We start from the raw sequence: 26,116 nt of genomic DNA, 5'->3' as shown, positions 1-26,116 counted from the left end.
GGGTAAAAATGGCGAAACAGACGTTTTTAAAGGGCACTCTTATCCTTATCGCAGCAGGAATGGTTACAAGAATGCTCGGGTTTGTCAACCGGGTGGTTATCGCCCGTTTTATCGGTGAAGAAGGAGTCGGGCTTTACATGATGGCGGCGCCTACCTTCTTCTTGGCCACTACATTAACTCAATTCGGTCTGCCGGTCGCGATCAGCAAGCTAGTCGCTGAAGCCAGTGCGCGCGGAGATCATCAAAAAACGAAAAATATTTTAGTCATGTCTCTGACCATCACGGGAGTGCTCAGCCTCATCTTTACACCGCTGTTTCTGTTTTTCGCCCCGGTTATGGCTGAAACGATGCTGACAGATAAGCGAACACTGTATCCGCTCTTGGCCATTACGCCGGTTGTGCCGATTATTGCTATATCGAGTGTGCTGAGGGGATACTTTCAAGGAAAACAGAATATGAACCCGCTTGCTATGTCACAAGTCCTTGAACAGGTCGTCCGCATTTCACTCGTGGCTGTCTGCACAACGATTTTTCTCCCTTACGGAATTGAATATGCTGCAGCGGGGGCAATGCTATCCTCAGTGGCAGGGGAGCTGGCATCACTTCTTTATTTATTCGTTTGCTTTAAGTATAAAAAGACAATTAAAATCAGAAAGCATTTTTTCCAGTCAATTAAAAACGGAAAACAAACCTTTACCCAATTAATGAGCGTGTCCCTTCCAACAACCGGGAGCCGCTTTATCGGAAACCTCTCTTGGTTTTTCGAGCCAATCGTCGTCGCTCAAAGCCTTGCCATCGCCGGTGTGGCAACAGTTGCCGCAACAAAGCAATACGGGGAACTGACCGGCTTTGCCATGACGCTGCTGACTCTGCCCAGCTTTATTACATATTCTTTGTCGACCGCGCTTGTTCCTGCGATCAGTGAAGGAATGGAGCAGAAAAAATTGCAGGTGGTAGAATACCGCTTGGAACAGGCGATGCGTCTCTGTCTGCTCAGCGGGGGCATTTCAGTTGTTATTTTATTTGTATTTGCAGATGAGCTGATGAGAGTGATGTACGGTTCCTCAGGCGCAGCTGTATTTATAAAAGTAATGGCCCCGTTTTTTCTGCTTTATTATTTCCAAGGCCCGCTTCAAGCTGTGCTGCAGGCGCTTAATTTGGCTGGAGCTGCGATGATGAACAGCTTAATCGGAGCGCTTGTCAAAACAGGCCTTATTTTTGTCCTTGCCACAAGGCCTTCTCTTGGCATTATGGGCGCGGCATTAGCCATTGTGACAGGCATGGTGCTCGTCACGCTATTGCACGCAGCAACCGTAAGCAAAGTGCTGCCGATCAGCATCAAAATCAAGGAGTATGCGCTCAGCTTCGCTGTTATTGTAATTTGCGGATTTATCAGCTCCGCCATCAAACAATATATAAGCTTTGGAGCATCTGAGGCTGTCAATCTAGCCGGATGGATTGCGGTGAGCGCCGCCATTTATATAATCCTCCTGCTCGTTTTCCGTTTAATTAAAAAAGATGAGCTTCGCCGCATTCCCATTATCGGACGTCTAATCGTCCGATAACGGTCACGGGCGGTGCCCATCTTTTTCATCAATAAATAATTCTCCGTCTGTAAACGAGCAAAAAGAAATATCTGAAGGGTTTGTGTATCCGTGTTTTTGCAAACTTTCGAGCAGCCATTTTTTATCTTTACTGATTCTGGACAGGTTTTCTGTTTGAATGAAGCCGTCTATAATGAGCGGCATTTCGAGCTGTCGATGCTCTCCGCTGTTTTCTTTCTTAACAATAGTCAGTTTGCCCGACGGCTCTAAAATAGCAAATGATACGTCAGCTACTCTGTCGATGCTATTTTCTCTGAGCTGAACCATTAAATCATCAAAATTATAACGCTGTGATTTCATGGCGTCTTCGTCAATTTTTCCATATTTGATAATTATGGTCGGCTTACCGTCAAGAAGCTGGCGGACTTTTCGGTTTTTTAAAGAAAAGTATGCCAAAGTCACTTGAATGATCATTAATACAAGCATTGGCAAAATGGTATGAAATAGATGATCGTCTACGTTTTCTATGGCTAAAACGGCAATTTCAGCCATCATGATAAAGACAACGAGATCTAAAATACTAAGCTCTCCGATCTCCCGTTTGCCCATGAAACGAAAAATGACCAATATCACAAAATACAATACGACTGTGCGAAACGCAATAGTGAGAAGCTCTTCCATTATGCACCTCCAACTCATTATAGGATGCAACAAAATGATCAATTTATGTAAGAAAAACCGATTGCATTTCACAAAGCTTTTACGTCTAATTCATGGGATAAGGGAATACATTTTTACAAAGACGAGCCATCAGCATGTCTGACGGTTTTGAACAAAAAGAACAGAAGCCTTTTAATACAGGCAGAGAGGAGACAATCATGGAGGAAACGAAACAAGTTGGAAAAGGCATTCTTTACGGCTTAATCGCCATATTTTCAGCCATGCTCCTGACAAGTTTGGCGGTTTCACTTTTATTGACCGCTACCTCGCTGGAAGAATCATCATTTAACTGGCTGATCACAGCTATCTCATTTCTCTCTTTATTTATCGGCGGGTTCATTTCAGGCGGGAAAGGCAAGGAAAGAGGCTGGATGATTGGAGCATTGACTGCCATAAGTTTTTCTCTGATTATCTTATTGTTTCAGTATTTAGGATTCGGAAAGACATTTACAGCAGAACAGCTGATCTTCCATCTGGGATTTTTAGGGGTGTGCATGCTGGGCGGGATTTTCGGCGTGAACATAAGGGGAAACAGGTCTTCCACATAAAAAAGAGCGGGCTCACTTGCCCGCTCTTTTTTGTTTGCTATGTATAGCTCCTGCTGTTATTCAGCAGCAGAAACTTCTCTGATCGCGCGGCGGTCGAACGTAAGACGTGTGTTATCACCAGTCTTAATTACGACTTTGCTTTCGTCGATAGAGTCAACAGTACCGTGCAATCCCCCGATTGTCACTACTGAATCGCCTTTTTTCAGTTCCTCTTGCATTTGGCGTACAGCCTTTTGCTGCTTTTGCTGAGGACGAATCAGCAAGAAGTAAAGGACCGCAAACATTAAAATAATAGGAACCAATGTACCTAAAGTGCCAGTCATCATTTTCACCCCTTTCTGTAAGCCTGTTATGTTTATTTAGAAGCTTTTCGCATTTGGCTTGTTATAGCCGTAACGCTCAAAGAACTCTTCTCTGAAATCACCCAGACGATCCTCGCGAATAGCCTGTCTTACCTGCTCCATTAAGTGTAACAGAAAATGAAGGTTATGGTAAGTTGTTAATCGAAGGCCGAATGTTTCATTGCAGCGAATCAAGTGCCTAATGTACGCGCGAGTGTAGTTTTTACATGTATAGCAATCACACTCTTCATCAATCGGACGGAAGTCTCTTTCAAATTTCGCATTTTTCATATTGAGTCGTCCTTCAGCAGTAAACACTGTGCCGTTTCTTGCAATCCGTGTAGGCAGCACACAGTCAAACATATCGACCCCGCGGATCGCTCCGTCGATCAGTGCGTCCGGAGAACCTACTCCCATCAGATATCTCGGTTTATCCTTCGGCAAGAGCGGTGTTGTAAATTCGAGTACACGGTTCATGACATCCTTCGGTTCACCTACAGACAATCCGCCTATAGCATATCCCGGAAAATCAAGGGAAATCAAGTCCTTCGCACTTTGTGTCCGCAGATCTTCATATTCTCCGCCTTGTACAATACCAAACAGTCCTTGTTCATCCTGACGATTGTGGGCATTCAGGCAGCGTTCCGCCCAGCGGCTTGTCCGTTCAACTGACCTCTTCATGTAGTTGTACTCCGCCGGGTATGGCGGGCATTCGTCAAACGCCATCATAATATCAGAGCCGAGTGCGTTTTGGATCTCCATCGCTTTTTCCGGAGATAAAAACAGCTTGTCTCCATTTAGATGATTGCGGAAATGGACACCCTCTTCCTCTATATTACGAAACTTGCTTAAAGAAAAGACCTGAAAACCGCCTGAATCTGTTAAAATTGCGCGGTCCCAGTTCATAAATTTATGGAGCCCGCCCGCTTCTTTGACAATGTCTTGGCCCGGACGAAGCCATAGATGATAAGTGTTGCTCAAAATGATGCCTGCATCCATTGCTTTCAGCTCTTCAGGCGACATTGTTTTGACTGTCGCCAGTGTGCCGACCGGCATAAAAACCGGCGTTTCGAAGGAGCCGTGAGGCGTATGCACTTTGCCCAGCCGCGCTCCTGTTTGTTTGCATTCTTTTATAAATTCATAGCGTATTGGTTGTTCAGCCACTTTTGATGAGGCCTCCTGTTCTCAAATTATATAATCAGCATCGCGTCTCCGAAGCTGAAGAAACGGTATTCCTCTTCCACTGCATGGTTATAGGCACGCAGAATGTTTTCTCTTCCAGCAAGCGCGCTGACCAGCATAATCAATGACGATTTCGGCAAATGGAAGTTTGTAATCATTCCGTCAATGGCTTTAAATTCATAGCCCGGATAAATAAAAATAGATGTCCAGCCGCTTGATGCTTTAAATTGCCCGTCATGTTCCCCGGCAATCGTCTCAAGCGTGCGTGTCGAGGTCGTGCCGACAGAAATGATCCGACCGCCATTTTCTCTTACTTTGTTTAAGGCTGCAGCCGTTTCTTCTGACATTTGATAAAACTCTGCATGCATATTATGCTCTTCCACTTCATCGGCACTCACAGGGCGAAACGTTCCAAGGCCTACGTGCAGTGTGATGAACTCAATTTGCACGCCTTTGTCTTTCAGCTGCTGTAAGATTTCTTCCGTGAAGTGAAGGCCAGCTGTAGGCGCAGCAGCAGAGCCGATTTCTTTTGAATATACTGTCTGGTAGCGCTCTTTGTCATCAAGCTGTTCTTTGATATATGGAGGGAGCGGCATCTCTCCAAGGGATTCAAGCACCTCGTAGAAAATACCGTCATATTGAAATTCCATCTTTCTGCCGCCGTGCTCAAGCTCTTCCGTGCAGATTGCCTTCAATCTTCCGTCTCCAAATGTGACAACAGTTCCTTTTTTCACCCGTTTCGCCGGTTTGGCAAGTGTTTCCCATTTATCACCGGTTTCCTGTTTCAACAAAAGAAGTTCCACTTTCGCGCCGGTATCCTCTTTTGTGCCGAATAACCGCGCAGGCAGTACCCGGGTATTGTTCAGGACTAGACAATCGCCTTCGTTAAAGAAGCTGATAATGTGTTTAAACGAGCTGTCAGTAAGCTCTCCTGTATGTTTATCGAGCACCATCAGCCTTGAAGCATCACGCTGCTCCAACGGTACTTGTGCAATTAAACGTTCTGGTAGTTCAAAATCAAATAAATCGACTTTCATGATGATTTCACCTTTATTCTAGTCTTTTGTTATTTCATTCTGCCAAAAAGATTAAGCAAAATTGATAATACCACACTTATAATAATACAAGTGACAACCGGGAAGAAAAACGTGACATTTCCTTTTTTTACAAAAATATCTCCCGGCATCTTGCCAACAAAATGCAAAACTGCTCCGATAATAAGCAAAACAGCACCAAGAATCATGATGATCTTAGGAAATTCAGTCATATCGGGGAGCCTCCATTTGGAAATGATGATAAACGGCCGGTGTCACGATCCTTCCACGCGGCGTTCTTTGTATAAATCCAATTTGCAGCAGATATGGTTCATATACGTCTTCAATCGTATGCGATTCCTCGCCGATGGTAGCTGAAATCGTATCAAGGCCTACTGGGCCGCCGTTGAATTTTTCGATCATGCCCATCAGCAGCTTATGATCAATATGATCCAAACCGAGGCGGTCAACCTGAAGCCGCTCCAGCGCATTCTGAGAAATGTCTTCCGTAATCCTGCTGTCACCCAGCACTTGGGCGAAATCGCGCACCCTTCTCAGCAGGCGGTTCGCCACGCGGGGCGTCCCTCTCGATCTTCTTGCAATCTCTAGAGCCGACGGTTTATCAATCTCAACCTCGAATACATCAGCGGTTCTTGTGACAATATCCGCCAGTTCTTCTTGTGTATAGTACTCAAGGCGAGACATGACGCCGAATCTGTCTCTTAAAGGAGCCGTCAAAAGGCCCACTCGCGTCGTGGCTCCCACCAGCGTAAAAGGCGGAAGGTCGAGCCGAACCGAGCGGGCAGATGGGCCTTTGCCAATCACAATGTCAAGGCAAAAGTCTTCCATTGCAGGATAAAGCACCTCTTCGATCGATCTGTGCAGCCTATGTATTTCATCAATAAATAATACATCTCCAGGTTCCAGCGCCGTTAATATTGCAGCCAAATCACCAGGCCTTTCAATCGCAGGCCCTGATGTCGTCCGCAATTCCACTCCCATTTCATTGGCAACAATCGAAGCAAGCGTTGTTTTTCCGAGTCCGGGCGGCCCGTACAGAAGAACATGATCCAGCGTCTCCTGTCTCATTTTCGCCGCATCTATAAACACGCGCAAATTTTCTTTTACCTTATGCTGCCCGATATACTGTGCCAGATTTTGTGGCCTCAGGCTCTGCTCTATCACTGATTCATGGTTGTCTGCTTCACTTGAGACGAGCCGTTCATCCATGAACATCACCTTACTTTAATAGTTTTTGTAATGCTTTTTTCACATATTGGTCTGTTGTCAGCCCAATTTCTTCTTTAAGGTGAGGAAGCACCTTTTTGATTTCTTTTTCAGCATATCCGAGAACCCTGAGGGCTTCAAGTGCTTCTTCAAGAGCCGTTTCCGCTGTTTGCTTTTCAAGCCTTTCTTCATGATTAAACAGATTTTCAATCATTTCAGGCACAACATCTGCCAGCTTTCCTTTTAAATCTAGAATAATCTGGCGTGCGGTTTTCTTTCCTACTCCAGGAAACTTGACCAAAAAAGCTTCATCTTCATTTTCAATTGCTTGGATGACCGCTCCGGGATCACCCGAGCCCAAGATGGCAAGTGCTCCTTTCGGGCCAATTCCGGTCACGTTTAACAGCTTTGTAAAGAGCGCCTTCTCCTCTCTTGTTGAAAAACCGTAAAGCGAAAAAGCATCCTCTCTGATATGATGGTATGTAAAAATCGTTTCCTGGCTTCTCTCCTTATATATAAACGGATTCGGCGTGAAAATCTGATAGCCGATGCCGCCGTTCTCTATGACAATATATTGGGGAGATACATAATCAATCGTCCCTTTAACAAATTCAATCACGCAAATTCACCTCTTTGACTGTTCTTCATTGTACCATAAAAACAGCCAAAGTCTTATAGAAAAGTTAACATATGTTCGCTTCTCTCTCATTCTTTCACGAAAAAAAAGACATGAATACATGTCTTCAATCAGCGGACGTTACCCGCTGTATGTCTTCATATGTTCGATGACATCCTCAAACTCCGCTTTTGTCCGAAATGGAATGCCTTTCAGCAGATTTTTTTGCATATGGCTTTCCAGCCTTTCTAAATCAATTTGAAAAAAAGACTGAATTGGTTCGGAAGCTGGCTCAGGCCGCCCATGAAAAGTGGAAATCACTCCATTATCCGATACACCGATATACCCGTTGACCTTGCTGAGCGGAGAAATATCGTCCATTTGCTTCCGGAAGAGCACATATCCCTTTTTTTGTTCCACAAGCGTCCACCCGGCATAAGCTGCCCAAAAATCATCCATAGAAAACACTTTCTCATGCTTATGCTCAATGCTGACATCGCCGTCCAAATACACCTTTTCAAGCTGCACATGCACCTGCAGCGGCTCATAGTGCTCCACTTCCGCGCCAAGTGCGCGGGAAGGAGCTCCTATTAAAAATACTGCCGCTGAGCAAAGAATGCCCAGCAAAAGATACGCCGTGCTGAATCGTTTCACCCTCTACACCTCTTTGCACACGTTTATGATTAGTTTGACCAAAGAGGCTACTGCTTAACCGTTTTATCAAAATTTGTCTGCACATTTTCCCTGACAAACCGTTCCTCCGTATACACATCTGTACTTTGCTCAGAAATTGTCAAGAATCGCGTCAGAAAGGCACTGAAAAAATACAATGCCGCAAAGATCCAAATCACGCCGCCTGCACCGAGCGGCCCAATGAAAAGACTCACGATGCCCGGCGCGATAAACGCACATAAACCAGATCCCAAATTCAACACTGACATAGCAGCACCTTTATTATCAGGTGCAAGCGTCGGCAAAAGCGCGCTTAATGGAACGTACCCTGCTAAAGCCGCGCCGTAGCAGCAGGCGATAATCATGAGCACCCAATACTGATGCCCGATCAGCTGAGGCGTGTAATACAGCGCCAGCGTAAAAATACCGCATCCGACACCGCCAAACCACATGACCGTATTGCGCCAGCCAAGTTTATCTCCGACTGCACCGAAAATGATATTAAACACAATATTCACAAAAAACAGCGTCCCCCATATTTGCAGCCATTCCGAAACCGAATACCCGTATCGTGCTAAATAAGTAGGAAGAAAGATGGCAAATCCAAATTGTCCTATCGCATTAATCGTCTTGACCACTCCGCCGATGCCGACCTTAGGGTTTTCAAACATAATTGTAAATGCCTTGGACAGCTCTTTCCATTTCGGCTGATCTTGTTTTTGTATCGGAGTAAATTTATCTTTGTTAAAAAATAAGGCCAGAAATCCGCCTGCCGCCACAAACAGTAAAGCGCTCCAAAGCGTATTGATTTCTCCAAAGGCCGGAACCGCATAGCTGGAATAGAACGGGCCGAGCACGTTAAGGCCGCACGTAAACATAAACCAAAACCAGCCGACGGCTTTTCCGAGAATATTTTGAGAGGTGCTGTATGACACCCATACGAGAAAAGAGTATGCAAACAGCGGATATCCCAAGCCTCTAAGAGCATAGCTGCCCAAGAGAGCCGGATAATACATATGAGGAATCGCCCAGCCGATAAAAGCGGCCGAACCGAGGATAAATGCAAGCAATCCGACAGTCATCGTTTTTCTCGGCCCCCAAGTTTGGACAAACGTTCCTGAAAGCCAAGCTGAGATGGTGACAGCAATGCCGTACATGGTAAATAACGATGCGGATTGCTGCATACTGAGACCATGATCAACGAGAAAAGGAGACAGCCAGCCTTGTTCGAGGCCGTCTCCAACCATAAAGATGACAACGCCAATATAACCCCAAACCATGTGAGAAGGAATTCCGATTTTGTTCAAAACATTTCCTTTAGCATGTACTGTATTCATTTTCTCCACCGCCTACTTAAAGTATCAATGGAGTATATACCCAAGCTTGCTGAATTGTAATCCTGTTAGATTAAAAAGCGATTTTTTCAGTGTGCTCAATGCTGACAGGCATGCCAAAAGCAAGCGATTGCTGTGCTGCTCTGGCGATCCTTCCGGCCTGTAAACCGTCATTGCCGGTGCAGGGAGTCTCCTGGTTTGTGCCGATCGCTTCTGCAAAACGGAGAATCTCCTCCTCATATGAATCCTTATAGCGTTCAAGGAAAAAGAAATGCGGTTTATCCTTCATCACAAAATCAGCTGTTGACACCTCAACCGTTGTCGGCCTGCTATTGTCAGCCGCTGCAGAACCTTTCGTCCCGAAAACCTCAACCCGCTGGTCATATCCGTACACAGCTTGGCGGCTGTTATCAATCACAGCCATGGCACCGTTTTCAAAAGTCAGTGTAATAACAGCTGTATCAATATCACCCAGTTCCGCAAAAGAAGGATTCACCAAAGCCGCCCCTTTGGCATACACTTCCGTCACTTCGCTTCCCATAATATATCTGGCCATATCAAAATCATGGATCGACATATCCATAAACAATCCGCCTGACGTACGGACATAATCTATATTCGGCGGTTCTGGGTCCCGGGACGTGATTCTTAATAAATGAGGTGTGCCGATTTCACCATTTTCAACAATCGTTTTGATTTTCTTAAAATGAGGATCAAAGCGGCGGTTAAATCCGACTTGAAGTGTTACCCCGTGTTTCCGGACAGCCGCAAGCGCTTCACTCGTTTCGTCCAGAGAGAAACTAACGGGCTTCTCACAAAATATATGCTTTTTCGCCTCGGCTGCTTCTTTGATCATCTGTGCATGTACGGCTGTAGGAGAGCAAATAAAAATAGCATCAATATCAGGATCATGTAATAAATCACGATAATCAGAGGTTATGTATTCGATCTGATGACTGTCGGCCCAGCTTTTTATACGGCTTGCCTGAATGTCAGAGACTGCTTTTATTTTCATGTGAGGAATCCGGCTTATATTTTGAACATGAAGTTTGCCGATGCGGCCTGCACCGATAATCCCTGTCACAATCTGTTTTGTCATGGCTTCTTCCCCCTTGATCATTCACGAAAGCGCTTTATTTAAAATTAATACTATCCCATTTGTAAGCGCTTTTCAAGAATGGAAATTAAACGTTCTATGTCTCTTTTATCACAATTCATGCTTATAAGTAGCCTTCTTCTTCAAGACCAGATACACTAGAATTAGGCTCTTTTTCCTGAACAGTTTATGATTTTCCTATAAACAGCTGCATAAAATAGAGCAAAGAAGGTGAATGAAATGCTGACAAAAGCAGAGGCACTGGCCCATTCCGTCATATACCGCAAGAACAGCAGATTTGATAAAGTCAAAGAGAAATCCGAGGAATTAACACTAATCGGCAAGGGAAGAAGCGCCTATGTGTTTGCCTTAACAGAAGGCGGTCGAAAAATGGCGCTGAAAGTTTTTTTTCCGGAATATCAAGCGACAGCAGTCAAAGAAGCAGCGATCTATGAAAAATTAGCCGGGTCCGCATTCTATCCTGACATTTACGAAACTGGCGATTCATTTATTCTCATGGAATATATTAAAGGTGAAACCTTTTATAACTGTCTGAAGAAAGGCATTGCAATCAGTGATGACATGATTCAGCAGGTTGAAGAAGCGCTTTCTGACGCCCGGGCAGCCGGACTGAACCCGTCAGATATTCATTTGCGGAATCTGATATTGACAGAAACCGGGGCGGTGCGGGTGATTGATGTTGCGAGATTTGAGCAGACAAAAACATGCACGCAGTGGGACGACTTAAAATCCGCATATCATGCACTCTACAAAAAACCGATATTCCCCAAAAAGATTCCGGGTTTTTGGCTGGAGATCATCGCATTTTTATATAAGAAAGATTGGTTTCAAAAGCATTTCGCACAGCGGAAAAGAAAATATTCTTAAATCAAAAAGGCAGCCGCACAAGCGGCTGCCTTTATCATGTATTTTTTACTTTCTGACGGCAGAAATCAGTTTCATTTGTTCAGGCGACAGCTTAATTCGATAGCCTCTCACAGTTAAGTAGACCGCTTCTGGGTCCTTCTCGCCGGAATGACAATACGTTTTTTCCATTTCTGTCTCCCCTCACCCTTTATTGGCTTTATTTCATCATATCATTGCTTTATTAAGGTAATTTTAAAGAAATGTAAAGATCATATGAATCCGATATATAGTAAAATGAGAGAAAAAAAGGGAGAGAGTCACATTAAGACACGCAGCAACATCCCGCTTATTATGTTTGCCCTGCTGGTCTTCTTCGGCGGCGCCATCTATTGGATGTTATTCTCACTAAAAAACGTTCCGAAAGGCAATCTCGTCCAATCGGTTGAATCGCCGGAAGGCAGCTATACGTTAAACACTTATGTATCCGAAAACACCTTGAGCTTAGATGCAGCCAGAGGTGAACTTGTAAATGAAAAAACACTTGTCAAGAGAACAATCTACTGGAATTACCCGGACAGCCGCCCAGCAGTGACGTGGGTCAATCACAATACAGTGAAAATCGGCAATCAGACTTTACATCTTGATACTGATGAAACGTATGATTGGCGAAAAGATGATCATTGGATCCGTGAAGAACCGCCGCAGGCGTCAGTGAGGTGATGAAACATGAATAAGATGAACGGAACAAATGATGAAAAGCATTTCAATCATTTTGTGATTGCTTTATCCTTTATATACGGTTTGACTGAACTAGGCTATTTGTTGCTGAAGGATTTTATAACAATTGCCATAAGTTTGCCTCTGTAGAAAAACTCAGCGTAGTCGATACGCCGCGTTTTTTCTTTTTCCCTTCCTCTTCTTATTGATAATTACAGGTCATATAATGTGACAAATCGATTGTAGAAATAGTTCGTTTAGACCAAAATCCTTTTTATACATGTATTCGAATTTGAAGTGAGGGGGAAGCTTGATGTCAGATTTTGTTGCTAGTTTGAATGCGGTCTTATGGAGTACGCCCGTCATTTATATTTTATTGGGAATTGGATTCGCCTTTTCAATTATGACCCGTTTTTTACAAGTCCGACATTTAAAAGAAATGATTGTTCAGATGTTCAAAGGCAAGAGCTCTGAAGCCGGCGTTTCATCTTTCCAAGCGTTATCGATTGCGCTGTCCGGCCGTGTGGGCACAGGAAACATCGCGGGAGTGGCGACAGCAATTGCATTCGGCGGACCCGGTGCAGTGTTCTGGATGTGGGCGATTGCCTTTATCGGGGCGGCTAGTGCCTTTGTAGAATCAACGCTTGCTCAAATTTACAAAGTGAAACAAGACGGTCAATATCGGGGCGGCCCTGCTTATTATATAGAAAAAGGCTTAGGCATTAAGTGGTTTGCCGTCTTATTTGCCGCTGCTGCCCTTATTGCAATGGCCTTTCTAATGCCGGGCGTACAGTCCAACTCCATTGCGGCTGGGATCCAAAATGCATTCGGCATCTCTCCTTTCGTCACAGGGTGTGGTCTGGTTTTATTATTAGGGTTCATTATTTTTGGCGGCGTCAAACGAATTGCCAATGCGGCGCAAATGATTGTTCCATTTATGGCCATTGGATATATCCTGCTGTCTTTGATTATTATTGTCATGAATGTGTCTGAATTGCCTGCTGTGATCTCATTAATATTCAAAAGCGCCTTTGCATTGGATTCCGCTTTTGGCGGCTTGATCGGCATGGCGATTTCCTGGGGCGTTAAACGTGGCATTTACTCAAACGAAGCCGGCCAGGGAACAGGCCCGCATCCGGCAGCTGCTGCAGAGGTTTCTCATCCGGTCAAGCAGGGACTGGTTCAGGCATTTTCTGTTTATATTGACACCTTGTTTGTATGTTCCGCTACAGCTTTCATGATCTTGTTTACCGGCATGTACAATACCCAGGCTGCAGATGGTTCCTTTATCGTTCACCAGCTTAAAGGCGTAGAAGCAGGACCTGGTTTCACACAAGCGGCAATTGACAGTGTTCTGCCCGGATTCGGTGCAGGCTTTGTTGCCATCGCTTTATTCTTCTTCGCTTTTACAACAATTATGGCGTATTACTACATCGCAGAAACAAATATCGCCTATTTAGCACGAGGCAGAGAAAGCAAATGGGCGATGCTTGGCTTAAAACTGATTATTTTAGCCGCCACGTTCTATGGTACTGTGAAAACAGCTTCACTTGCTTGGGCATTAGGGGATGCAGGGCTTGGCATTATGGTATGGCTGAACGTCATTGCCATTGTGCTGCTTGCCAAACCGGCGCTTCTTGCTTTAAAGGATTATGAGCGCCAAAAGAAGCAGGGCTTAGACCCGGTCTTTGATCCAAAAGCGCTGGGTATCAAAAACGCTGATTTCTGGGAGAAAGAATACACTCATGAAAGTGAACGTGTCTCCTGAACATACTAAAACCGGCCCGATATGACATCGTGCCGGTTTTTTATGAGCGATAGTTTGTATACACTTCTTGAACATCATCGTCATCTTCAAGGACGTCTATTAATGTTTCCAGCTTCTCAACAGCCTGATCATCGGCTTCTGCATAGGTATTGGGAAGCATGGTCACCTCCGCCGAAGAAATTAGATATTTCGATTCGAGGGCTGTTTTCACCTTTTCAAAATGCTCAGGCTCTGTGAAAACCTCATATAGGTCTTCTTCAGTTCGCAGCTCTTCTCCTCCTGCTTCAAGCACATCAAGCATGAGCTCATCTTCTTCTATTTGCCGTTCAGTACGGTCTATCGTAATGAACCCCTTTCGTTCAAATAAAAAGGCTACACATCCGCTTTCTCCCAGACTTCCGCCATTTTTATTAAAGGCTGTCCGCACATTTGACGCCGTTCGGTTTTTATTATCTGTTACGCATTCAACCATGACGGCAATCCCTGAAGGGCCGTAGCCTTCATAGGTGATTTCTTCATAGCTGCTTCCGTCTTGACCTCCCGCAGCTTTTTTAATTGCCCGATCTATATTTTCATTCGGCATATTGGCGCCTTTTGCTTTTTCGATGACAAGACGCAATGCTGAATTTGCTTCTGGATCCGCTCCGCCTTCTTTCGCTGCCACATAGATTTCTTTTGCCAGCTTCATAAATATTTTCCCGCGCTTTGCATCCTGTGCATTTTTTCTTTTTTGAATGTTTTTCCACTTGGAATGGCCTGCCATGTTTTCACCTTCTTTTACATTTTCTATGTACACTTTAATGGGAATTGTTCGCTGATGCAAAGAAAAAGGCTGCCGAATATCACTTCCGGCAGCCCTTCCTTCCTAGCGGTTGTTCATTTTATGAAGTTTTCTGAACAGCCCTTTATCTGTTGATACTTGGACATCACGGCCATTTGCATAGTTGCGCGCTGCTTTTACGACATTATCTCTGTCAGACTTTGTGAACTCTCTGTGGCTTTTGACTGCGATAACTACTCGGTCATCCGATACCATAACTTGTGTGTCATTGACGTTTTTCACTTGTTTCACACGGTTGGCAATTTTTGCAGCCAGTCTTCTGTTTTCTTGGTTGTCATACCCGTTGTTCGCTGCATTCCGATTCATGTTTCGGTTATTCGTGTTGTTATATGTTCCGTCAGTTGCCAAAGGAACACGATCGTCAGCAGTAACACGGTCACGGTTATTTACATTCGTGGTGTTTCGGTTACCGTCGTTCTGATCCTCCATTAATTCAGAAACAGGACCATCGTGGTCGATTCCGTCTCCCTGTCTATCGGCGTCATTTTCATTTGTATAATATCCGATTGGACGGGTATTGCCGTTATTGCGCGTATCATTCATAGCATTATCGTTTGCTCCGCATGCTGTTAAGCCGGCTGTCATTAGAATCAGGCTAGCGATCGTCATTTTTTTACCCAATGGAAAAACCCCCCGTGGACGAATTGAGCATGTTTGCTCGCTTTTATCATGTGCGTATGGGGGGCATGTTAAGCGTGTCAGTTCTCTCCATTTGGCAGTGATCTGCTTGAAAATAAAAAAAGGAACGATTTACATCGTTCCGAACGATCACTCATTTTCTTCTTCCGGCCGGCCAAACATTTGGTTTACAGAAGGCTGATTCGTCATTGGCATAGAAACTCCTGCCGAATATGGGTTTGGATTTGGGTTAGCTGTGCCATATGGCATATTAGGGCTTCCGTAAGCTCCCATTCCCGAATGGCCAGGCGCAGAGAAATATGGCTGATGATCACCGTCACAGCCGCAGTCGTCATGATCTTTGTACGGCATGTAACCATGAGCCGCAGCAGGCTGGTATGCTCCCATTACTTGGGGAGTGCCGTAATAAGGGCCATACGGCATATGTCCATACGGAGATCCATAAGCCGGAGATGCGTATTGCGGCGCACCGTATGAACCGTAATGTCCGTGATGGGTGTTTTCATGATGCTGGTTTTCATAACCCGGGTCATACTGAGGCGATACAAAGCCTGGCTGGTATCCATGCATCGGATGCATTGGATAAGCTTGTGCCGGATAGTACGGATAGCATAATCCTGATCCTGGAAGAATTGGCGAAACAGGCACCGGACACGGTACGAAATGAGCCGGATAATGATAATAAGGCTGAACAGCCGGCATCGGCATATTCGGAACTGTGTGATGAACGTTTTCCTCTTCTATACCGCCTACCTCTGGCGCCTTTGGCATATTAGGCATATTCGGATAATTTGCATTTTCCATATTACTCATAGCCTCCTGTTGTGGAAATTGGTCTTGCATATGATACATATGATCCATATTTCCGTCATGATGTTTTTTCGGCTCCTCCGGTTTAGGAGGCGACCAAGGCTGGAAAAGCTGTTTCATATCATAATAATCGTTCACATCAGCTTCAGGGTACACATTTTCCTGCAAATTAGGCATCGGCGGGACATACGGCATGGACTTCTTTTCTTTCGGCTTTGTGTCTTCTACATCGACAACGGATTTAGGCTTCTCTTTCGCATATGGATGTTCTTGCTTCACACTCCCGGCCGCAGGACTTTTGCCCGCTTTTGGCTCTTTTCTGACCGGGACTCCTTCTGACGGCACTTTTATTTTCATTCCAGGCATGATTAAGTCTGGATTGCTAAGCTGTGTATTGAGTTTTTTCACTTCCTCAACATCGACTCCGTACTTTTCAGCTATTTTCCAGAGCGAATCGCCTTTTTGAACGATATGGATTTTCAACGTTTTCCCCTCCTATGCAAAACGTGAACAGTTCAGCTGTGATTACAATATGTTTCTTCACAACATATGCCTGAACAAAAGAAGTTATGAGTAAAGGAAGGGAAAATATTTCTGATCTACGTGATCGAAAGCATTCGATTCAGGGCAAGGAGTGCATCTTCCTGAATGGCTTTTGGCACCTTGATGACGCCTGAAGGTTCTCCTTTTTCAATTTGTTCCAGCGACCACAACAAATGCGGCAAATCAATTCGGTTCATTGTCAGGCAAGGGCACATGTCAGGGTTAAGTGATTCGATTTGTTTATCTGGATGCTCGTGAATGATCCGCTGAACAAGATTCATTTCTGTCCCGATTGCCCACTTGCTTCCCGCCGGAGCCTGGTTGATTGTGTCGATAATATATTTAGTTGATCCGTTATCATCGCTTAGTGTCACGACTTCGTGTGAACATTCCGGGTGCACAATGATCTGAATGTCGGGGTCTCGCTCTCTCATATCATGGATATTTTTAGTGGTGAATTTCTCGTGAACAGAGCAATGCCCTTTCCACAAAATCACTTTCACATTCGTATGCCCGGATTCAGCTACTAATTCATCTTTCATCGGGTCCCACACAGCCATATCTTCAAGCGCAATGCCCAGATCATAAGCCGTATTTCTCCCTAAATGCTGATCAGGCAAAAATAAAATTCTTTTTTTCTGTGTAAACGCCCATTCAAGCACTTTTTTCGCATTCGAAGAAGTCACAGTTGCTCCGCCATGCTTTCCGACGAATGCCTTGATCTCCGCAGTGGAGTTCACATAAGTTAAAGGTATGATCGTATCTCCAAATATATGCTGAAGCTTCTTCCATGCCCTATTGGTCTGCTGCATGTCAGCCATGTCAGCCATAGAACATCCAGCTCTCATATCTGGCAGGACGACCGTTTGCTGCTCGCTTGTCAGCATATCGGCGGTTTCTGCCATAAAGTGAACGCCGCAAAATACGATATAATCCGCTTCTTTGTTTTTTTCCGCTACTTGGGCCAATTGCAGGGAGTCGCCTGTTTGGTCAGCAAATTGTATCACTTCATCCTTTTGATAATGATGGCCTGGTATAAAGAGCCTGCTGCCGAACTTTTTCTTAATGGCGGCAACGCGCGTTTCCATATCCTTTCTCGATAGTTCTTTATAACTTTCGGGCATCATATCATTCGATTGTTTGATCACATCAAGAATTGACATAACGGCATTCCTCCACAGATTCATTTGATAACGTAACATCCATGCTGATATCTAAACTTTTGACGGAATGAGTCAGAAATCCTAATGAAATATAATTCACACCCGTCCCTTTAAAAGCAGGCAAAGATTCTAACGTAATCCCGCCGGAGGCTTCAGTTTTTATATGATCCGGTGTGAGCTTTGCAAAATGACGGACCGTATCAGGCGGACAGTTGTCAAACATAATAACACCCGCTCCAGCTGCAATTGCTTCCCGCAGCTGTTCCTCCGTTTCAATTTCCACCTCGATATTTACCATGTGCCCCGTGGCCTGACGGGCTTTTTTGCACGCCTCTAAAATAGAACCGCATGCTGCGATATGATTATCTTTAATCATGATGCCGTCATACAAACCGAATCGATGATTATACCCGCCGCCGGCTCTGACAGCATATTTCTCCAGCATTCTGAGCCCCGGTGTTGTTTTTCTCGTGTCACAAATTTTAATCTGTTCATCATCCAGACACCGAACAGCCTCTCTTGTCATTGTCGCAATTCCTGACAGCCTCTGAATAAGATTTAATACGACCCGCTCTCCTGAAAGGAGCGCAGCTGCGGGACCGTGTAACTCGGCAATCACTTCACCTTTATGCAACATGTCCCCATCTTTTTTGTGTAAAATGATTTGAACATTTTCGTCCAATAACGAAAAGCCTTCTTTTATGATCGCTGCTCCTGCAAAAATACCCTCTGACTTTGCAACAATCTCCGCTTCACAGCTCTGTTCTCCAAAAATAGACTGCGATGTAAGATCCCCTGTCCCAATATCCTCAAGAAAAAAGTGATTCAGTAATTTTTTCAGCTGTAAATGATTCATTGTTCCAAATCCCCTCGTTTTTTCTGATCTTCGTTCCTTTTTTTGTATGGACAATTTGTCTTCCTTGCCAGCTCACCTCAGCATGAGGAAAATCGGTGCGGAAGTGAGCCCCTCTGCTTTCCTCCCGCAAAAGCGCAGAAAACGTCATCAGCTTTGCAGTTTGCCATAGATGAGAAAGTTCCATCTGCCGAATTGTGATATCCTTCACATTTACTTCCTGAAAAGGCAGCGTATGAAGCCAGATGCTAAGCTCAATCAAACTGCTTTGTTCCCGCAAAATAGACATGTGGCTTGTCATTTTGCTTTGTAGTTCATACACCTCTATATCCGGCACCTCGTAGACGACACTGGTTTCTAGCCGTGATTGATATTGCCTGTTATAAACCGGTTTTTGGATAATATGCTCTGCTGCCCTTTTTCCAAATACCAGCGCTTCCAATAAAGAATTGCTTGCAAGCCGGTTTGCTCCATGTAAACCGGAGCATGCTGTCTCGCCAATCGCATAAAGTCCCGGCACTGTCGTTTCTCCCCAGCGATTAACTGAAACACCTCCCATTAAGAAATGCATTCCCGGAGCAACAGGAATTTTTCCGCTTTGGATATCAACCCCTGCTTTTTCACAAATAGCGGTGATGGTAGGGAAACGCGTTTCAAAATCAGAAATCGCACTGAAGTCTATATAAACGCGATTTCCTTTTGCCATTTCTTCGTGAATAACCCGTGAGACAATATCTCTTGGAGCCAGGTCACCTAAAGGATGCCGTTCAGCCATAATCCTGCGGCCGTTTTCGTCTACTAAACATCCGCCTTCCCCTCTGACAGCTTCTGAAACAAGCCCGTAGGAAACACCATTTTTCACAAGCAGTGTCGGGTGAAACTGAGTAAACTCCAAATCCGTTAATTCCGCCCCGGCCCGGTAAGCCAGAGAAAGACCGTCACCTGTGACAGTGGGATCATTCGTATGGTGAAGAAACAGGTTTCCACAGCCGCCGGCAGCCAGCACAACTTCGTCTGCGTGCCTTACCTTGAGCCGCCCTTTGCTGTCTTTTGTCATGACGCCGATACATCGTCCGTCCTCTATAAGCAAATCTGCTGCCGTTTCATTCTCGATTAACTTGATTTTGCTGTTGATCCGTTTGAGCAAATAATCGATAAGCAGCCTGCCTGTTGCATCTCCGCCTGCATGAAATATGCGGTTGTATGAGTGGGCCCCTTCTCTTCCAAGACAAACACAGCCTCGTTCATTGCGGTCGAATGGAAACCCACGCTCCAATAGGCTTTGAACCATCATTTTTCCATCATGTAAAATGTCTGCTGCAATAGCTAGATTATTATGGCCGCACCCTGCGTATAACGTATCCTTCAGATGGGCTTCAATCGAGTCATCTTTTGCATAGGCCGCAGCAATCCCGCCTTGTGCATAGACAGAATTGCTGTTTTTGACGCTTTTTTTTGTGATAACAGTCACTTCGTATGAGGGCGGGAAAGCTGCAGCTAAGGAAAGTGCCGCCGCCCCTGAACCGATGACTGCAATCGTCTTTTTAGACATATGCCATCCTCCTGTTGTTTACACCTGTCTTGACACCTATATTTACACAAGGATAAAATAAACTCAAGAGTTTTTTATGGAGAACGGATGGAGGAAGACCGGATGATTTATTTAGATTATGCAGCGACAACGCCTATTTGTGAGGAAGCCCTTACTGTATATCAGAAGCTTAGTATGGATATGTACGGAAATGCCAGCAGCCTGCATGATGCAGGAGGAAAAGCAAAGCACATACTGGAGTACTGCCGTAAAAAAATCGCCAACATCATTGGCGGAGAAGCAAGCGGCATCTATTTTACAAGCGGCGGCACTGAATCCAATTTTCTGGCCATTCAATCATTGCTAAACGGCCTGCCAAAAACGAAAAGACATTTTATTACGACTGCCATGGAGCATCAGTCCATTCATAATTGCGCTGCTTTTTTGGAACAGCAGGGATATGATGTAACAGTCATTGAACCGAATGAATACGGGCTTATTACCGAGGAAATATTACTAGCCCATATCCGGCCGGAAACAGGCCTTATATCTATTCAGCATGCAAATTCTGAAACCGGGATCATTCAGCCCATTCAACGCCTGTCTTCATACCTGCACAATAAGGGGATTCTTCTTCATTGCGACGCTGTTCAAACGTTTGGAAAGATCCCGATCAATACAAAAAATCTGGGAGTAGATGCACTCTCAATGTCCAGCCATAAAATCCACGGTCCAAAAGGAGTAGGGGCGGTCTATATCCGTCCGGATGTCCCTTGGAAACCCGTTTATCCTCTGACTACTCACGAATACGGATTCAGAGCCGGCACCGTAAATGTTCCCGGGATCGGCGCCTTCACTGCCGCTGCAGAATTGATCGTAAGCGAAATAGAAAAACAGATATCCCGCAATGAGGCATTAAGAACATACTTTCTAGACCAAATCCGTATTCGGTCTCTCCCTATAACCCTTGCGGCAGACACTTCGCAAGCAGAATGTCTTCCGCATATTATAGGGTGTTTTTTTCACTCATTTGAAGGACAATATGTTATGTTAGAATGTAATCGGAGTAATATTTGCATTTCAACCGGCAGCGCTTGTTCAGCAGGTTACCACGGTCCGTCTGAAACAATGAAAGCATTAAGAAAAACCGAACAAGAAGCTCTGCAATTTATCCGCATCTCTTTTGGCAGGCATACAACAGCTGAACAGCTGGAACAGTTATTACATACGTTTACAGTGCTTTGGGAACAAAAGAAAGGAGAATTTGATATTGACCGAAGAATTAAAGCTAATGGGCGCCAACAGGCGTGACCAGCTTCTTCTGTGGCTGAAGGAATCTAAATCACCGCTGACAGGAGGAGAACTCGCAAAAAAAGCGAACGTCTCAAGACAGGTTATTGTACAGGATATATCGCTCTTGAAAGCGAAAAATGTACCGATTATCGCCACAAGCCAAGGATATGTATACATTGATGCAGCCGCTCAGCAGCACCAGCAGGCAGAAAGAATCATAGCATGTCTGCACGGTCCTGAACGGACAGAAGAGGAACTGCAGCTCATCGTCGACGAAGGCGTTACAGTAAAAGACGTAAAAATCGAGCATCCCGTATACGGAGATTTAACTGCAGCCATCCAAGTAGGCACCCGGAAAGAAGTTAGCCATTTCATCAAAAAAATCAATTCTACGAATGCTGCCTACTTATCACAGCTGACCGACGGCGTGCACCTGCATACACTGACAGCACCTGATGAACATCGCATCGATCAAGCCTGCCAAGCCCTCGAAGAAGCCGGCATTTTAATTAAAGACTAAAAAAAGCCCTCTAGAGGGCTTTTTTATAATTGGTAAGACTGGTATGCACCCAGGAGCTTCACTTTGCAGCCGAGCGCTTCAAGCTCCTGCATGGCCCCTGGAATCAATACATCATCAAACGCTTTTTCAATATCAATAATAAAGAAATAATGGCCTAATCCGGTTTTAGTCGGACGTGACTCAATTTTTGACAAGTTTAAATTTCTCCAAGAAAATGCAGACAGCACTCTATGCAGCGCCCCGGACTGATCATCCTGCGGCAGCATGACCATTAAGGTCGTTTTGGGCCTAGAGCTCAATTTTGAATTCACTTCAAAAGATATGTTTTCATCAGGAGACAGGATAACAAATCTTGTATGATTGTCCCTATAATCTTGTATATCCCGTTTCACGATTTTTAATTCGTATGTAGAAGCTGCCATATCATTGGCAATGACCCCGATATTCAGCTCGGGATGGTCACTGACAAACTTTGCTGCCGCCCCGGTAGAATTGGCGTATTCATATGGAACGGAAGGAAAATGTCGATGAAGAAATTTATGGCATTGCGCAATCGCGTGTGAATGTGAGTAAATTTTGTCGAGCTCTTTCCATGCATTCTCTCTTGAGGGATGGACGAGCAAGTGCTGATGAATCGGCAACGTCATTTCACCCACGATTGGCAAAGGCTGTTCATGTATTAAATAGTCTATTGTTAGATTAACAGATCCTTCTAAAGCATTTTCCAAAGGAACAAAAGCAAAATCAACTTCGCCTGCAACGGCTGCATCTATACACTCCGGAATGGTGCGGTAAGCAACATGTTCGGCGCCGTTTTGAAAACAAGAACTGACTGCTAGATGTGTAAATGTAGCTGCTGGACCTAAATAACCGACTTTCATGACGATTTTCTCTCCCTTATGCACCTGAACCTAATATTTCAACCTTTTCTACAAAATCAAACTTCCTGAGCTTATTCATTAATGTATGAATGTCTTCTTCCATTGCCGACGTACTGATAGACAGTGTCACATTTGCTCTGCCTTGAAGCGGAATGGTCTGATGAATGGAAAGAACGTTGCTTCCAGAATCAGCTACCGCCTGAAGAAGCTGAGATAACGCACCTGACCTATCCTCTAAATGAAAGAAAAGTGTGATAATTTGTTCTTTTACCATGGTGTAGAATGGAAAAACAGCATCCCTGTATTTATAAAACGCACTTCTGCTTAAATCGACCTTTTGAACGGCATCTGCTACTGAATCTGCTTTTTTTCGATCAAGCAGCTTTTTGACTTCTAATGTTTTTCTCATTGCATCGGGCAATACATCTTCACGGACAAGATAAAATGTCTCCTCTTTCATTTGCATCTCCCCTTTAAAATAGAGAGCCTGACACCAGGCTCTCTTTTCAGCCAACATTCATTAATCAATAAATTCAAATTCAAATTCCAGAAGCCTGATTATATCTCCATCCTTGGCTCCGCGTTCTCTGAGTGCTTCATCAACACCCATTCCGCGCATCTGTCTTGCAAACCGTTTAACCGATTCATCACGTGAGAAATCAGTCATCTTGAATAACCGCTCAAGGCTGTCTCCTGAAAGCACAAATACACCGTCTGGATCGCGTGTAATGTTAAATGGCACTTCTTCATTTTCCATCGTGTACATGACACGGTTTTGTGTAAGCTCTTCCTCGTCATACAGCGGGAATTCCGGTGTGTTCTCAAGCTGATTGGCAACTTCAAACAGAAGCTCGCGAAGGCCTTCTCTTGTCACCGCGCTGATCGGGAATACTGGATAATCATCCGTCAGCTTTTCTTTAAAGGCTTCGAGATTTTCCGCAGCCTCCGGCATGTCCATTTTATTTGCAACGATAATTTGCGGACGCTCAGTGAGTCGCAGATTGTACTCGCTCAGTTCCTGATTAATCGTGACATAATCATCATACGGATCGCGGCCTTCTAAGCCGGACATGTCAATGACATGAACAATAACTCGTGTCCGTTCAATATGGCGCAAAAACTGATGGCCAAGTCCGACGCCTTGGTGTGCGCCCTCAATTAGCCCTGGTAAATCTGCCATTACAAAGCTGCGCCCGTCATCCGTTTCAACCATGCCGAGATTCGGGACAAGCGTTGTAAAGTGATAGTCCGCAATTTTCGGTTTTGCAGATGAGACAACAGACAGCAAAGTCGATTTTCCCACACTCGGGAACCCGACAAGTCCGACATCTGCAAGCACTTTTAATTCAAGAACAATGTAGCGTTCTTTTCCCGGCTCGCCGTTTTCTGAAAGCTGAGGCGCGGGATTAGCCGGTGTAGCAAAGCGGCTATTCCCTCTTCCGCCTCTTCCGCCTCTTGCAATGACAGCCCGCTGTCCGTGCTCTGTTAAATCAGCGATGACCTGTTTTGTATCATCGTCTGTCACAACGGTGCCCGGCGGAACTTTAATGACCATATCATCAGCATTTCGTCCGTGCTGGTTTTTGGACATGCCATGCTCGCCGCGAATCGCTTTAAAGTGTTTTTTGTATCTAAAATCCATCAGGGTGCGGAGACCTTCATCTACTTCAAAAACGACGTCTCCTCCCTTTCCTCCGTCACCGCCGGCAGGGCCGCCTTTCGGCACATATTTTTCACGGCGAAACGCAACCATACCGTTGCCGCCGTCGCCGCCTTTTACATATACTTTGACCTGATCTACAAACATAATGTCCTCCGTTCTAAACCGTTAAAAACTCCGCTAGTCCAACCCAATTTCAATCAGACATTCGTGACTCGTGATTTCAAAACGCATGATATCAACGTCCTCATATCCATTCTGCCGAATATCATCAAAAGCAGATGGATCGGCAAAGGCGCCGTGAAAATCAAGGTACAGAATCAGCTGTCTGTCAGGATGATCCGTTTGAAGCGAAACTGTTAAATGATTTTCACTCTCTCTGCTGACTGCTTGATCAAACAGATGAAACAGCTTTCTCATCAGTTTCGCCAGCTTTTGATCATAAGCCGACAAATCCTTAATTTCTCCGAGAACTTCATATTCAAGCGTCATATAATGGGTTTTCCAATTGAATGTAAGAAAATCAAACGCCAAATGCGGTGTTTTCAGGTTTGAGAGCTTTGATTCGTGCTTTGCGTCTATAACCATTTCTTCAATCATTTCAAAGACGCGGTCATACTTCTGTAAGCTTAAGTTTCCTTTAATCAGCTGCAGCTTATTCATCCAATCATGCCGGGAATGGCCAAGCAGATGAATCAGTTCGTTTGTTAATGCCGTGTCGCTTATATTTTCTTCTTGATTTTTTGAAACATCCTTCATTTTCGCACTCCCAATCATTTAATTTCTTATTTAGGAGTCTGTATAAGTGTGTATTATGAATTATAACAGAGAAGGCTTTGTTAGAAAAACAATTGTTTTTCCCAGAAATATCATGTTCCTTTTTTCTGGCTTTGGTTGATTTGCAGCCAGGCAGAACATTTTATGTATTACTGCTTGGGGAACATATCCAGTGGGTTTGAGATGTTTATTCTCATTCTTGGCGGGGTCTGCTCGCACATACTCTGCATTTCATTCTAGGTGTTTACTCCGCATATTGCAAAAAAAACTCCAGTCATCATCGACCGGAGTTTTTTGAATCATTATTGAGCTACAGGATATACGCTCACTTTTTTGCGGTCACGGCCGAAACGTTCGAATTTAACAGTTCCGTCGATTTTCGCAAATAGAGTGTCATCTCCGCCGCGGCCCACGTTTTCACCTGGGTAAATTTTTGTTCCGCGTTGACGGTAAAGGATAGAACCGCCTGTTACGAATTGACCGTCAGCACGTTTAGCACCTAAACGTTTAGCCTCAGAGTCACGTCCGTTCTTTGTAGAACCTACTCCTTTTTTAGAAGCGAAAAACTGAAGATCTAATCTAAGCATGTAGCTCACCTCCTATATTATGTTTGTGGTCACACGCAAGTTGTCTTTGTAATCCCGTTCGATTGTCTCCAGCGAAACAATCATGCCTTCAATCAGCAGCTGAGCTTTTTGGCGTGCCTCTGGATCAAGAGATTCAGGGAATTCAAAATAAAAATAACCCCCGTCCTCCCCTATATCAAGAAGCGGCTCGAAGCCCGCGAGCACAATGACCGCGTTAACGGCTCCAAACACAACGGCTGTCACTCCGGCACAAACAAGATCTTGTCCATGTTCAGCAAAATTCGCATGGCCCGTCATTTCAAAAGACAATATGCCTTTATCATGAGACCTCCTTATTGTTGCCTGAATCATG

32 protein-coding genes are annotated in these 26,116 nt (G+C 44.7%); 9 read left to right on the top strand and 23 right to left on the bottom strand.

Annotated elements, in window-relative coordinates; genetic code table 11:
- The first annotated feature begins 8 nt into the window (after nucleotides 1-8).
- Nucleotides 9-1,565 carry a stage V sporulation protein B gene (gene spoVB / locus WA279_RS01220; RefSeq protein ID WP_015251562.1) on the top strand — a complete coding sequence of 519 codons (1,557 nt, stop codon included), beginning with the start codon at nucleotides 9-11 and terminating at the stop codon, nucleotides 1,563-1,565.
- A 3-nt stretch (nucleotides 1,566-1,568) separates the two neighbouring features.
- Here spoVB and WA279_RS01215 read toward each other — a convergent pair whose 3' ends face one another.
- Nucleotides 1,569-2,225, bottom strand: a complete 657-nt coding sequence (locus tag WA279_RS01215) for a DUF421 domain-containing protein (RefSeq protein WP_336153967.1) — start codon at nucleotides 2,223-2,225, stop codon at nucleotides 1,569-1,571.
- A gap of 197 nt (nucleotides 2,226-2,422) precedes the next feature.
- Between WA279_RS01215 and WA279_RS01210 the strand changes: the two genes are divergently transcribed.
- Entirely contained in the window at nucleotides 2,423-2,812 is a 390-nt protein-coding gene (locus tag WA279_RS01210; protein ID WP_251187560.1) for a TIGR04086 family membrane protein, read from the top strand.
- Between the two features lie 56 nt (nucleotides 2,813-2,868).
- On the opposite strand, the gene yajC is transcribed toward WA279_RS01210, so the two are convergent.
- The 9 genes from yajC to iolG form a co-directional block, all read right to left on the bottom strand.
- Nucleotides 2,869-3,135 carry a preprotein translocase subunit YajC gene (gene yajC / locus WA279_RS01205; RefSeq protein ID WP_004398708.1) on the bottom strand — a complete coding sequence of 89 codons (267 nt, stop codon included), beginning with the start codon at nucleotides 3,133-3,135 and terminating at the stop codon, nucleotides 2,869-2,871.
- 36 nt (nucleotides 3,136-3,171) lie between these two features.
- Nucleotides 3,172-4,317, bottom strand: a complete 1,146-nt coding sequence (gene tgt / locus WA279_RS01200) for a tRNA guanosine(34) transglycosylase Tgt (protein WP_336153965.1) — start codon at nucleotides 4,315-4,317, stop codon at nucleotides 3,172-3,174.
- A 26-nt stretch (nucleotides 4,318-4,343) separates the two neighbouring features.
- Nucleotides 4,344-5,372, bottom strand: a complete 1,029-nt coding sequence (gene queA / locus WA279_RS01195; protein ID WP_003229723.1) for a tRNA preQ1(34) S-adenosylmethionine ribosyltransferase-isomerase QueA — start codon at nucleotides 5,370-5,372, stop codon at nucleotides 4,344-4,346.
- A 29-nt stretch (nucleotides 5,373-5,401) separates the two neighbouring features.
- A complete protein-coding gene (locus WA279_RS01190; RefSeq protein WP_003222669.1) occupies nucleotides 5,402-5,602 on the bottom strand; it encodes a DUF2905 domain-containing protein in 201 nt (66 codons plus the stop codon).
- Nucleotides 5,595-6,599, bottom strand: a complete 1,005-nt coding sequence (gene ruvB, locus WA279_RS01185) for a Holliday junction branch migration DNA helicase RuvB (protein WP_003229718.1) — start codon at nucleotides 6,597-6,599, stop codon at nucleotides 5,595-5,597. Before ruvB ends, WA279_RS01190 begins: the two co-directional genes overlap by 8 nt.
- 10 nt (nucleotides 6,600-6,609) lie before the next feature.
- A complete protein-coding gene (gene ruvA, locus WA279_RS01180) occupies nucleotides 6,610-7,215 on the bottom strand; it encodes a Holliday junction branch migration protein RuvA (protein ID WP_003229717.1) in 606 nt (201 codons plus the stop codon).
- A gap of 138 nt (nucleotides 7,216-7,353) precedes the next feature.
- Nucleotides 7,354-7,866 (bottom strand): sporulation cell-cell signaling protein BofC, encoded by a 513-nt coding sequence (gene bofC / locus WA279_RS01175; RefSeq protein ID WP_003229715.1) that lies wholly within the window; start codon nucleotides 7,864-7,866, stop codon nucleotides 7,354-7,356.
- Nucleotides 7,867-7,913: 47 nt separating this feature from the next.
- Nucleotides 7,914-9,221 (bottom strand): MFS transporter, encoded by a 1,308-nt coding sequence (locus WA279_RS01170; RefSeq protein WP_017696346.1) that lies wholly within the window; start codon nucleotides 9,219-9,221, stop codon nucleotides 7,914-7,916.
- A gap of 70 nt (nucleotides 9,222-9,291) precedes the next feature.
- On the bottom strand, nucleotides 9,292-10,317 hold the full coding sequence (gene iolG, locus WA279_RS01165) for an inositol 2-dehydrogenase (RefSeq protein WP_014480440.1): 1,026 nt from the start codon (nucleotides 10,315-10,317) through the stop codon (nucleotides 9,292-9,294).
- Nucleotides 10,318-10,554: 237 nt separating this feature from the next.
- Here iolG and WA279_RS01160 point away from each other — a divergent pair, with 237 nt between their 5' ends.
- The gene (locus WA279_RS01160; protein ID WP_024572252.1) at nucleotides 10,555-11,202 is read left to right on the top strand and encodes a phosphotransferase; all 648 of its coding nucleotides are present in this window, start codon (nucleotides 10,555-10,557) and stop codon (nucleotides 11,200-11,202) included.
- Nucleotides 11,203-11,247: 45 nt separating this feature from the next.
- On the opposite strand, the gene WA279_RS01155 is transcribed toward WA279_RS01160, so the two are convergent.
- The gene (locus WA279_RS01155; RefSeq protein ID WP_003229707.1) at nucleotides 11,248-11,370 is read right to left on the bottom strand and encodes a hypothetical protein; all 123 of its coding nucleotides are present in this window, start codon (nucleotides 11,368-11,370) and stop codon (nucleotides 11,248-11,250) included.
- Here WA279_RS01155 and WA279_RS01145 point away from each other — a divergent pair.
- From WA279_RS01145 to WA279_RS01135, 3 genes are all read left to right on the top strand, one after another.
- Nucleotides 11,350-11,901, top strand: a complete 552-nt coding sequence (locus WA279_RS01145; RefSeq protein ID WP_442894658.1) for a DUF5412 family protein — start codon at nucleotides 11,350-11,352, stop codon at nucleotides 11,899-11,901. The genes WA279_RS01155 and WA279_RS01145 overlap by 21 nt on opposite strands.
- A 6-nt stretch (nucleotides 11,902-11,907) precedes the next feature.
- The gene (locus tag WA279_RS01140; RefSeq protein ID WP_004398683.1) at nucleotides 11,908-12,048 is read left to right on the top strand and encodes a hypothetical protein; all 141 of its coding nucleotides are present in this window, start codon (nucleotides 11,908-11,910) and stop codon (nucleotides 12,046-12,048) included.
- Nucleotides 12,049-12,211: 163 nt separating this feature from the next.
- Nucleotides 12,212-13,666 carry an alanine/glycine:cation symporter family protein gene (locus tag WA279_RS01135; RefSeq protein ID WP_336153960.1) on the top strand — a complete coding sequence of 485 codons (1,455 nt, stop codon included), beginning with the start codon at nucleotides 12,212-12,214 and terminating at the stop codon, nucleotides 13,664-13,666.
- Between the two features lie 40 nt (nucleotides 13,667-13,706).
- On the opposite strand, the gene WA279_RS01130 is transcribed toward WA279_RS01135, so the two are convergent.
- From WA279_RS01130 to nadB, 6 genes are all read right to left on the bottom strand, one after another.
- The gene (locus tag WA279_RS01130) at nucleotides 13,707-14,429 is read right to left on the bottom strand and encodes a YebC/PmpR family DNA-binding transcriptional regulator (protein WP_335388809.1); all 723 of its coding nucleotides are present in this window, start codon (nucleotides 14,427-14,429) and stop codon (nucleotides 13,707-13,709) included.
- 102 nt (nucleotides 14,430-14,531) lie between these two features.
- Nucleotides 14,532-15,128, bottom strand: a complete 597-nt coding sequence (gene sgpA / locus WA279_RS01125; protein ID WP_003245996.1) for a spore germination protein SgpA — start codon at nucleotides 15,126-15,128, stop codon at nucleotides 14,532-14,534.
- Between the two features lie 147 nt (nucleotides 15,129-15,275).
- Nucleotides 15,276-16,439 (bottom strand): spore coat assembly protein SafA, encoded by a 1,164-nt coding sequence (gene safA, locus WA279_RS01120; protein WP_101502145.1) that lies wholly within the window; start codon nucleotides 16,437-16,439, stop codon nucleotides 15,276-15,278.
- 116 nt (nucleotides 16,440-16,555) lie between these two features.
- Entirely contained in the window at nucleotides 16,556-17,662 is a 1,107-nt protein-coding gene (gene nadA, locus WA279_RS01115) for a quinolinate synthase NadA (protein ID WP_003229691.1), read from the bottom strand.
- Nucleotides 17,649-18,518 carry a carboxylating nicotinate-nucleotide diphosphorylase gene (nadC, locus tag WA279_RS01110; protein ID WP_336153956.1) on the bottom strand — a complete coding sequence of 290 codons (870 nt, stop codon included), beginning with the start codon at nucleotides 18,516-18,518 and terminating at the stop codon, nucleotides 17,649-17,651. The genes nadA and nadC overlap by 14 nt, the downstream gene beginning before the upstream one ends.
- Nucleotides 18,472-20,067, bottom strand: coding sequence for an L-aspartate oxidase (gene nadB, locus WA279_RS01105; protein ID WP_251187567.1), 1,596 nt, complete (start codon nucleotides 20,065-20,067; stop codon nucleotides 18,472-18,474). The genes nadC and nadB overlap by 47 nt, the downstream gene beginning before the upstream one ends.
- 102 nt (nucleotides 20,068-20,169) lie before the next feature.
- Between nadB and nifS the strand changes: the two genes are divergently transcribed.
- Nucleotides 20,170-21,357: a cysteine desulfurase NifS gene (nifS, locus tag WA279_RS01100; protein ID WP_336153953.1), complete on the top strand. Its 1,188-nt coding sequence runs from the start codon at nucleotides 20,170-20,172 to the stop codon at nucleotides 21,355-21,357.
- Nucleotides 21,317-21,859, top strand: a complete 543-nt coding sequence (locus WA279_RS01095) for a transcription repressor NadR (protein ID WP_160244787.1) — start codon at nucleotides 21,317-21,319, stop codon at nucleotides 21,857-21,859. The genes nifS and WA279_RS01095 overlap by 41 nt, the downstream gene beginning before the upstream one ends.
- A gap of 23 nt (nucleotides 21,860-21,882) precedes the next feature.
- Here the strand turns inward: WA279_RS01095 and pheA are convergent, their stop codons facing one another.
- From pheA to spo0B, 4 genes are read right to left on the bottom strand one after another with little or no spacing between them, the layout of a single operon-like run.
- Nucleotides 21,883-22,740: a prephenate dehydratase gene (pheA, locus tag WA279_RS01090; RefSeq protein WP_014477545.1), complete on the bottom strand. Its 858-nt coding sequence runs from the start codon at nucleotides 22,738-22,740 to the stop codon at nucleotides 21,883-21,885.
- 16 nt (nucleotides 22,741-22,756) lie between these two features.
- Entirely contained in the window at nucleotides 22,757-23,200 is a 444-nt protein-coding gene (gene thrR / locus WA279_RS01085; protein ID WP_003222630.1) for a transcriptional regulator ThrR, read from the bottom strand.
- A 60-nt stretch (nucleotides 23,201-23,260) separates the two neighbouring features.
- On the bottom strand, nucleotides 23,261-24,547 hold the full coding sequence (obgE, locus tag WA279_RS01080; protein WP_014664841.1) for a GTPase ObgE: 1,287 nt from the start codon (nucleotides 24,545-24,547) through the stop codon (nucleotides 23,261-23,263).
- A 33-nt stretch (nucleotides 24,548-24,580) separates the two neighbouring features.
- Nucleotides 24,581-25,159 carry a sporulation initiation phosphotransferase Sop0B gene (gene spo0B / locus WA279_RS01075; RefSeq protein ID WP_004399131.1) on the bottom strand — a complete coding sequence of 193 codons (579 nt, stop codon included), beginning with the start codon at nucleotides 25,157-25,159 and terminating at the stop codon, nucleotides 24,581-24,583.
- Between the two features lie 77 nt (nucleotides 25,160-25,236).
- Here spo0B and WA279_RS01070 point away from each other — a divergent pair, with 77 nt between their 5' ends.
- Complete coding sequence (locus tag WA279_RS01070; RefSeq protein ID WP_003229671.1) at nucleotides 25,237-25,359, top strand: hypothetical protein; 123 nt, start codon at nucleotides 25,237-25,239, stop codon at nucleotides 25,357-25,359.
- Between the two features lie 120 nt (nucleotides 25,360-25,479).
- Here WA279_RS01070 and rpmA read toward each other — a convergent pair whose 3' ends face one another.
- Nucleotides 25,480-25,764 (bottom strand): 50S ribosomal protein L27, encoded by a 285-nt coding sequence (gene rpmA, locus WA279_RS01065; RefSeq protein WP_003222623.1) that lies wholly within the window; start codon nucleotides 25,762-25,764, stop codon nucleotides 25,480-25,482.
- 12 nt (nucleotides 25,765-25,776) lie between these two features.
- Nucleotides 25,777-26,115, bottom strand: a complete 339-nt coding sequence (locus WA279_RS01060) for a ribosomal-processing cysteine protease Prp (protein ID WP_003229669.1) — start codon at nucleotides 26,113-26,115, stop codon at nucleotides 25,777-25,779.
- Nucleotide 26,116: the final 1 nt, after the last annotated feature.

It is taken from the genome of Bacillus sp. 204(2023), from assembly GCF_037027505.1.
GTDB lineage: Bacteria > Bacillota > Bacilli > Bacillales > Bacillaceae > Bacillus > Bacillus subtilis.
The sequence above is the reverse complement of the archived record's forward strand: the minus strand, read 5'-3'. Positions and strand labels throughout refer to the sequence as shown.

Bases quoted from the DNA above. Each gene is read 5' to 3' on its own strand.
- spoVB (WP_015251562.1), top strand. From the start codon at position 9: ATGGCGAAACAGACGTTTTTAAAGGGCACTCTTATCCTTATCGCAGCA.
- WA279_RS01215 (WP_336153967.1), bottom strand. From the start codon at position 2,225: ATGGAAGAGCTTCTCACTATTGCGTTTCGCACAGTCGTATTGTATTTT.
- WA279_RS01210 (WP_251187560.1), top strand. From the start codon at position 2,423: ATGGAGGAAACGAAACAAGTTGGAAAAGGCATTCTTTACGGCTTAATC.
- yajC (WP_004398708.1), bottom strand. From the start codon at position 3,135: ATGACTGGCACTTTAGGTACATTGGTTCCTATTATTTTAATGTTTGCG.
- queA (WP_003229723.1), bottom strand. From the start codon at position 5,372: ATGAAAGTCGATTTATTTGATTTTGAACTACCAGAACGTTTAATTGCA.
- WA279_RS01190 (WP_003222669.1), bottom strand. From the start codon at position 5,602: ATGACTGAATTTCCTAAGATCATCATGATTCTTGGTGCTGTTTTGCTT.
- ruvB (WP_003229718.1), bottom strand. From the start codon at position 6,599: ATGGATGAACGGCTCGTCTCAAGTGAAGCAGACAACCATGAATCAGTG.
- WA279_RS01170 (WP_017696346.1), bottom strand. From the start codon at position 9,221: ATGAATACAGTACATGCTAAAGGAAATGTTTTGAACAAAATCGGAATT.
- iolG (WP_014480440.1), bottom strand. From the start codon at position 10,317: ATGACAAAACAGATTGTGACAGGGATTATCGGTGCAGGCCGCATCGGC.
- WA279_RS01160 (WP_024572252.1), top strand. From the start codon at position 10,555: ATGCTGACAAAAGCAGAGGCACTGGCCCATTCCGTCATATACCGCAAG.
- WA279_RS01145 (WP_442894658.1), top strand. From the start codon at position 11,350: ATGACAATACGTTTTTTCCATTTCTGTCTCCCCTCACCCTTTATTGGC.
- WA279_RS01155 (WP_003229707.1), bottom strand. From the start codon at position 11,370: ATGGAAAAAACGTATTGTCATTCCGGCGAGAAGGACCCAGAAGCGGTC.
- WA279_RS01140 (WP_004398683.1), top strand. From the start codon at position 11,908: ATGAATAAGATGAACGGAACAAATGATGAAAAGCATTTCAATCATTTT.
- WA279_RS01135 (WP_336153960.1), top strand. From the start codon at position 12,212: ATGTCAGATTTTGTTGCTAGTTTGAATGCGGTCTTATGGAGTACGCCC.
- WA279_RS01130 (WP_335388809.1), bottom strand. From the start codon at position 14,429: ATGGCAGGCCATTCCAAGTGGAAAAACATTCAAAAAAGAAAAAATGCA.
- nadA (WP_003229691.1), bottom strand. From the start codon at position 17,662: ATGTCAATTCTTGATGTGATCAAACAATCGAATGATATGATGCCCGAA.
- nadC (WP_336153956.1), bottom strand. From the start codon at position 18,518: ATGAATCATTTACAGCTGAAAAAATTACTGAATCACTTTTTTCTTGAG.
- nadB (WP_251187567.1), bottom strand. From the start codon at position 20,067: ATGTCTAAAAAGACGATTGCAGTCATCGGTTCAGGGGCGGCGGCACTT.
- nifS (WP_336153953.1), top strand. From the start codon at position 20,170: ATGATTTATTTAGATTATGCAGCGACAACGCCTATTTGTGAGGAAGCC.
- pheA (WP_014477545.1), bottom strand. From the start codon at position 22,740: ATGAAAGTCGGTTATTTAGGTCCAGCAGCTACATTTACACATCTAGCA.
- thrR (WP_003222630.1), bottom strand. From the start codon at position 23,200: ATGAAAGAGGAGACATTTTATCTTGTCCGTGAAGATGTATTGCCCGAT.
- obgE (WP_014664841.1), bottom strand. From the start codon at position 24,547: ATGTTTGTAGATCAGGTCAAAGTATATGTAAAAGGCGGCGACGGCGGC.
- spo0B (WP_004399131.1), bottom strand. From the start codon at position 25,159: ATGAAGGATGTTTCAAAAAATCAAGAAGAAAATATAAGCGACACGGCA.
- rpmA (WP_003222623.1), bottom strand. From the start codon at position 25,764: ATGCTTAGATTAGATCTTCAGTTTTTCGCTTCTAAAAAAGGAGTAGGT.
- WA279_RS01060 (WP_003229669.1), bottom strand. From the start codon at position 26,115: ATGATTCAGGCAACAATAAGGAGGTCTCATGATAAAGGCATATTGTCT.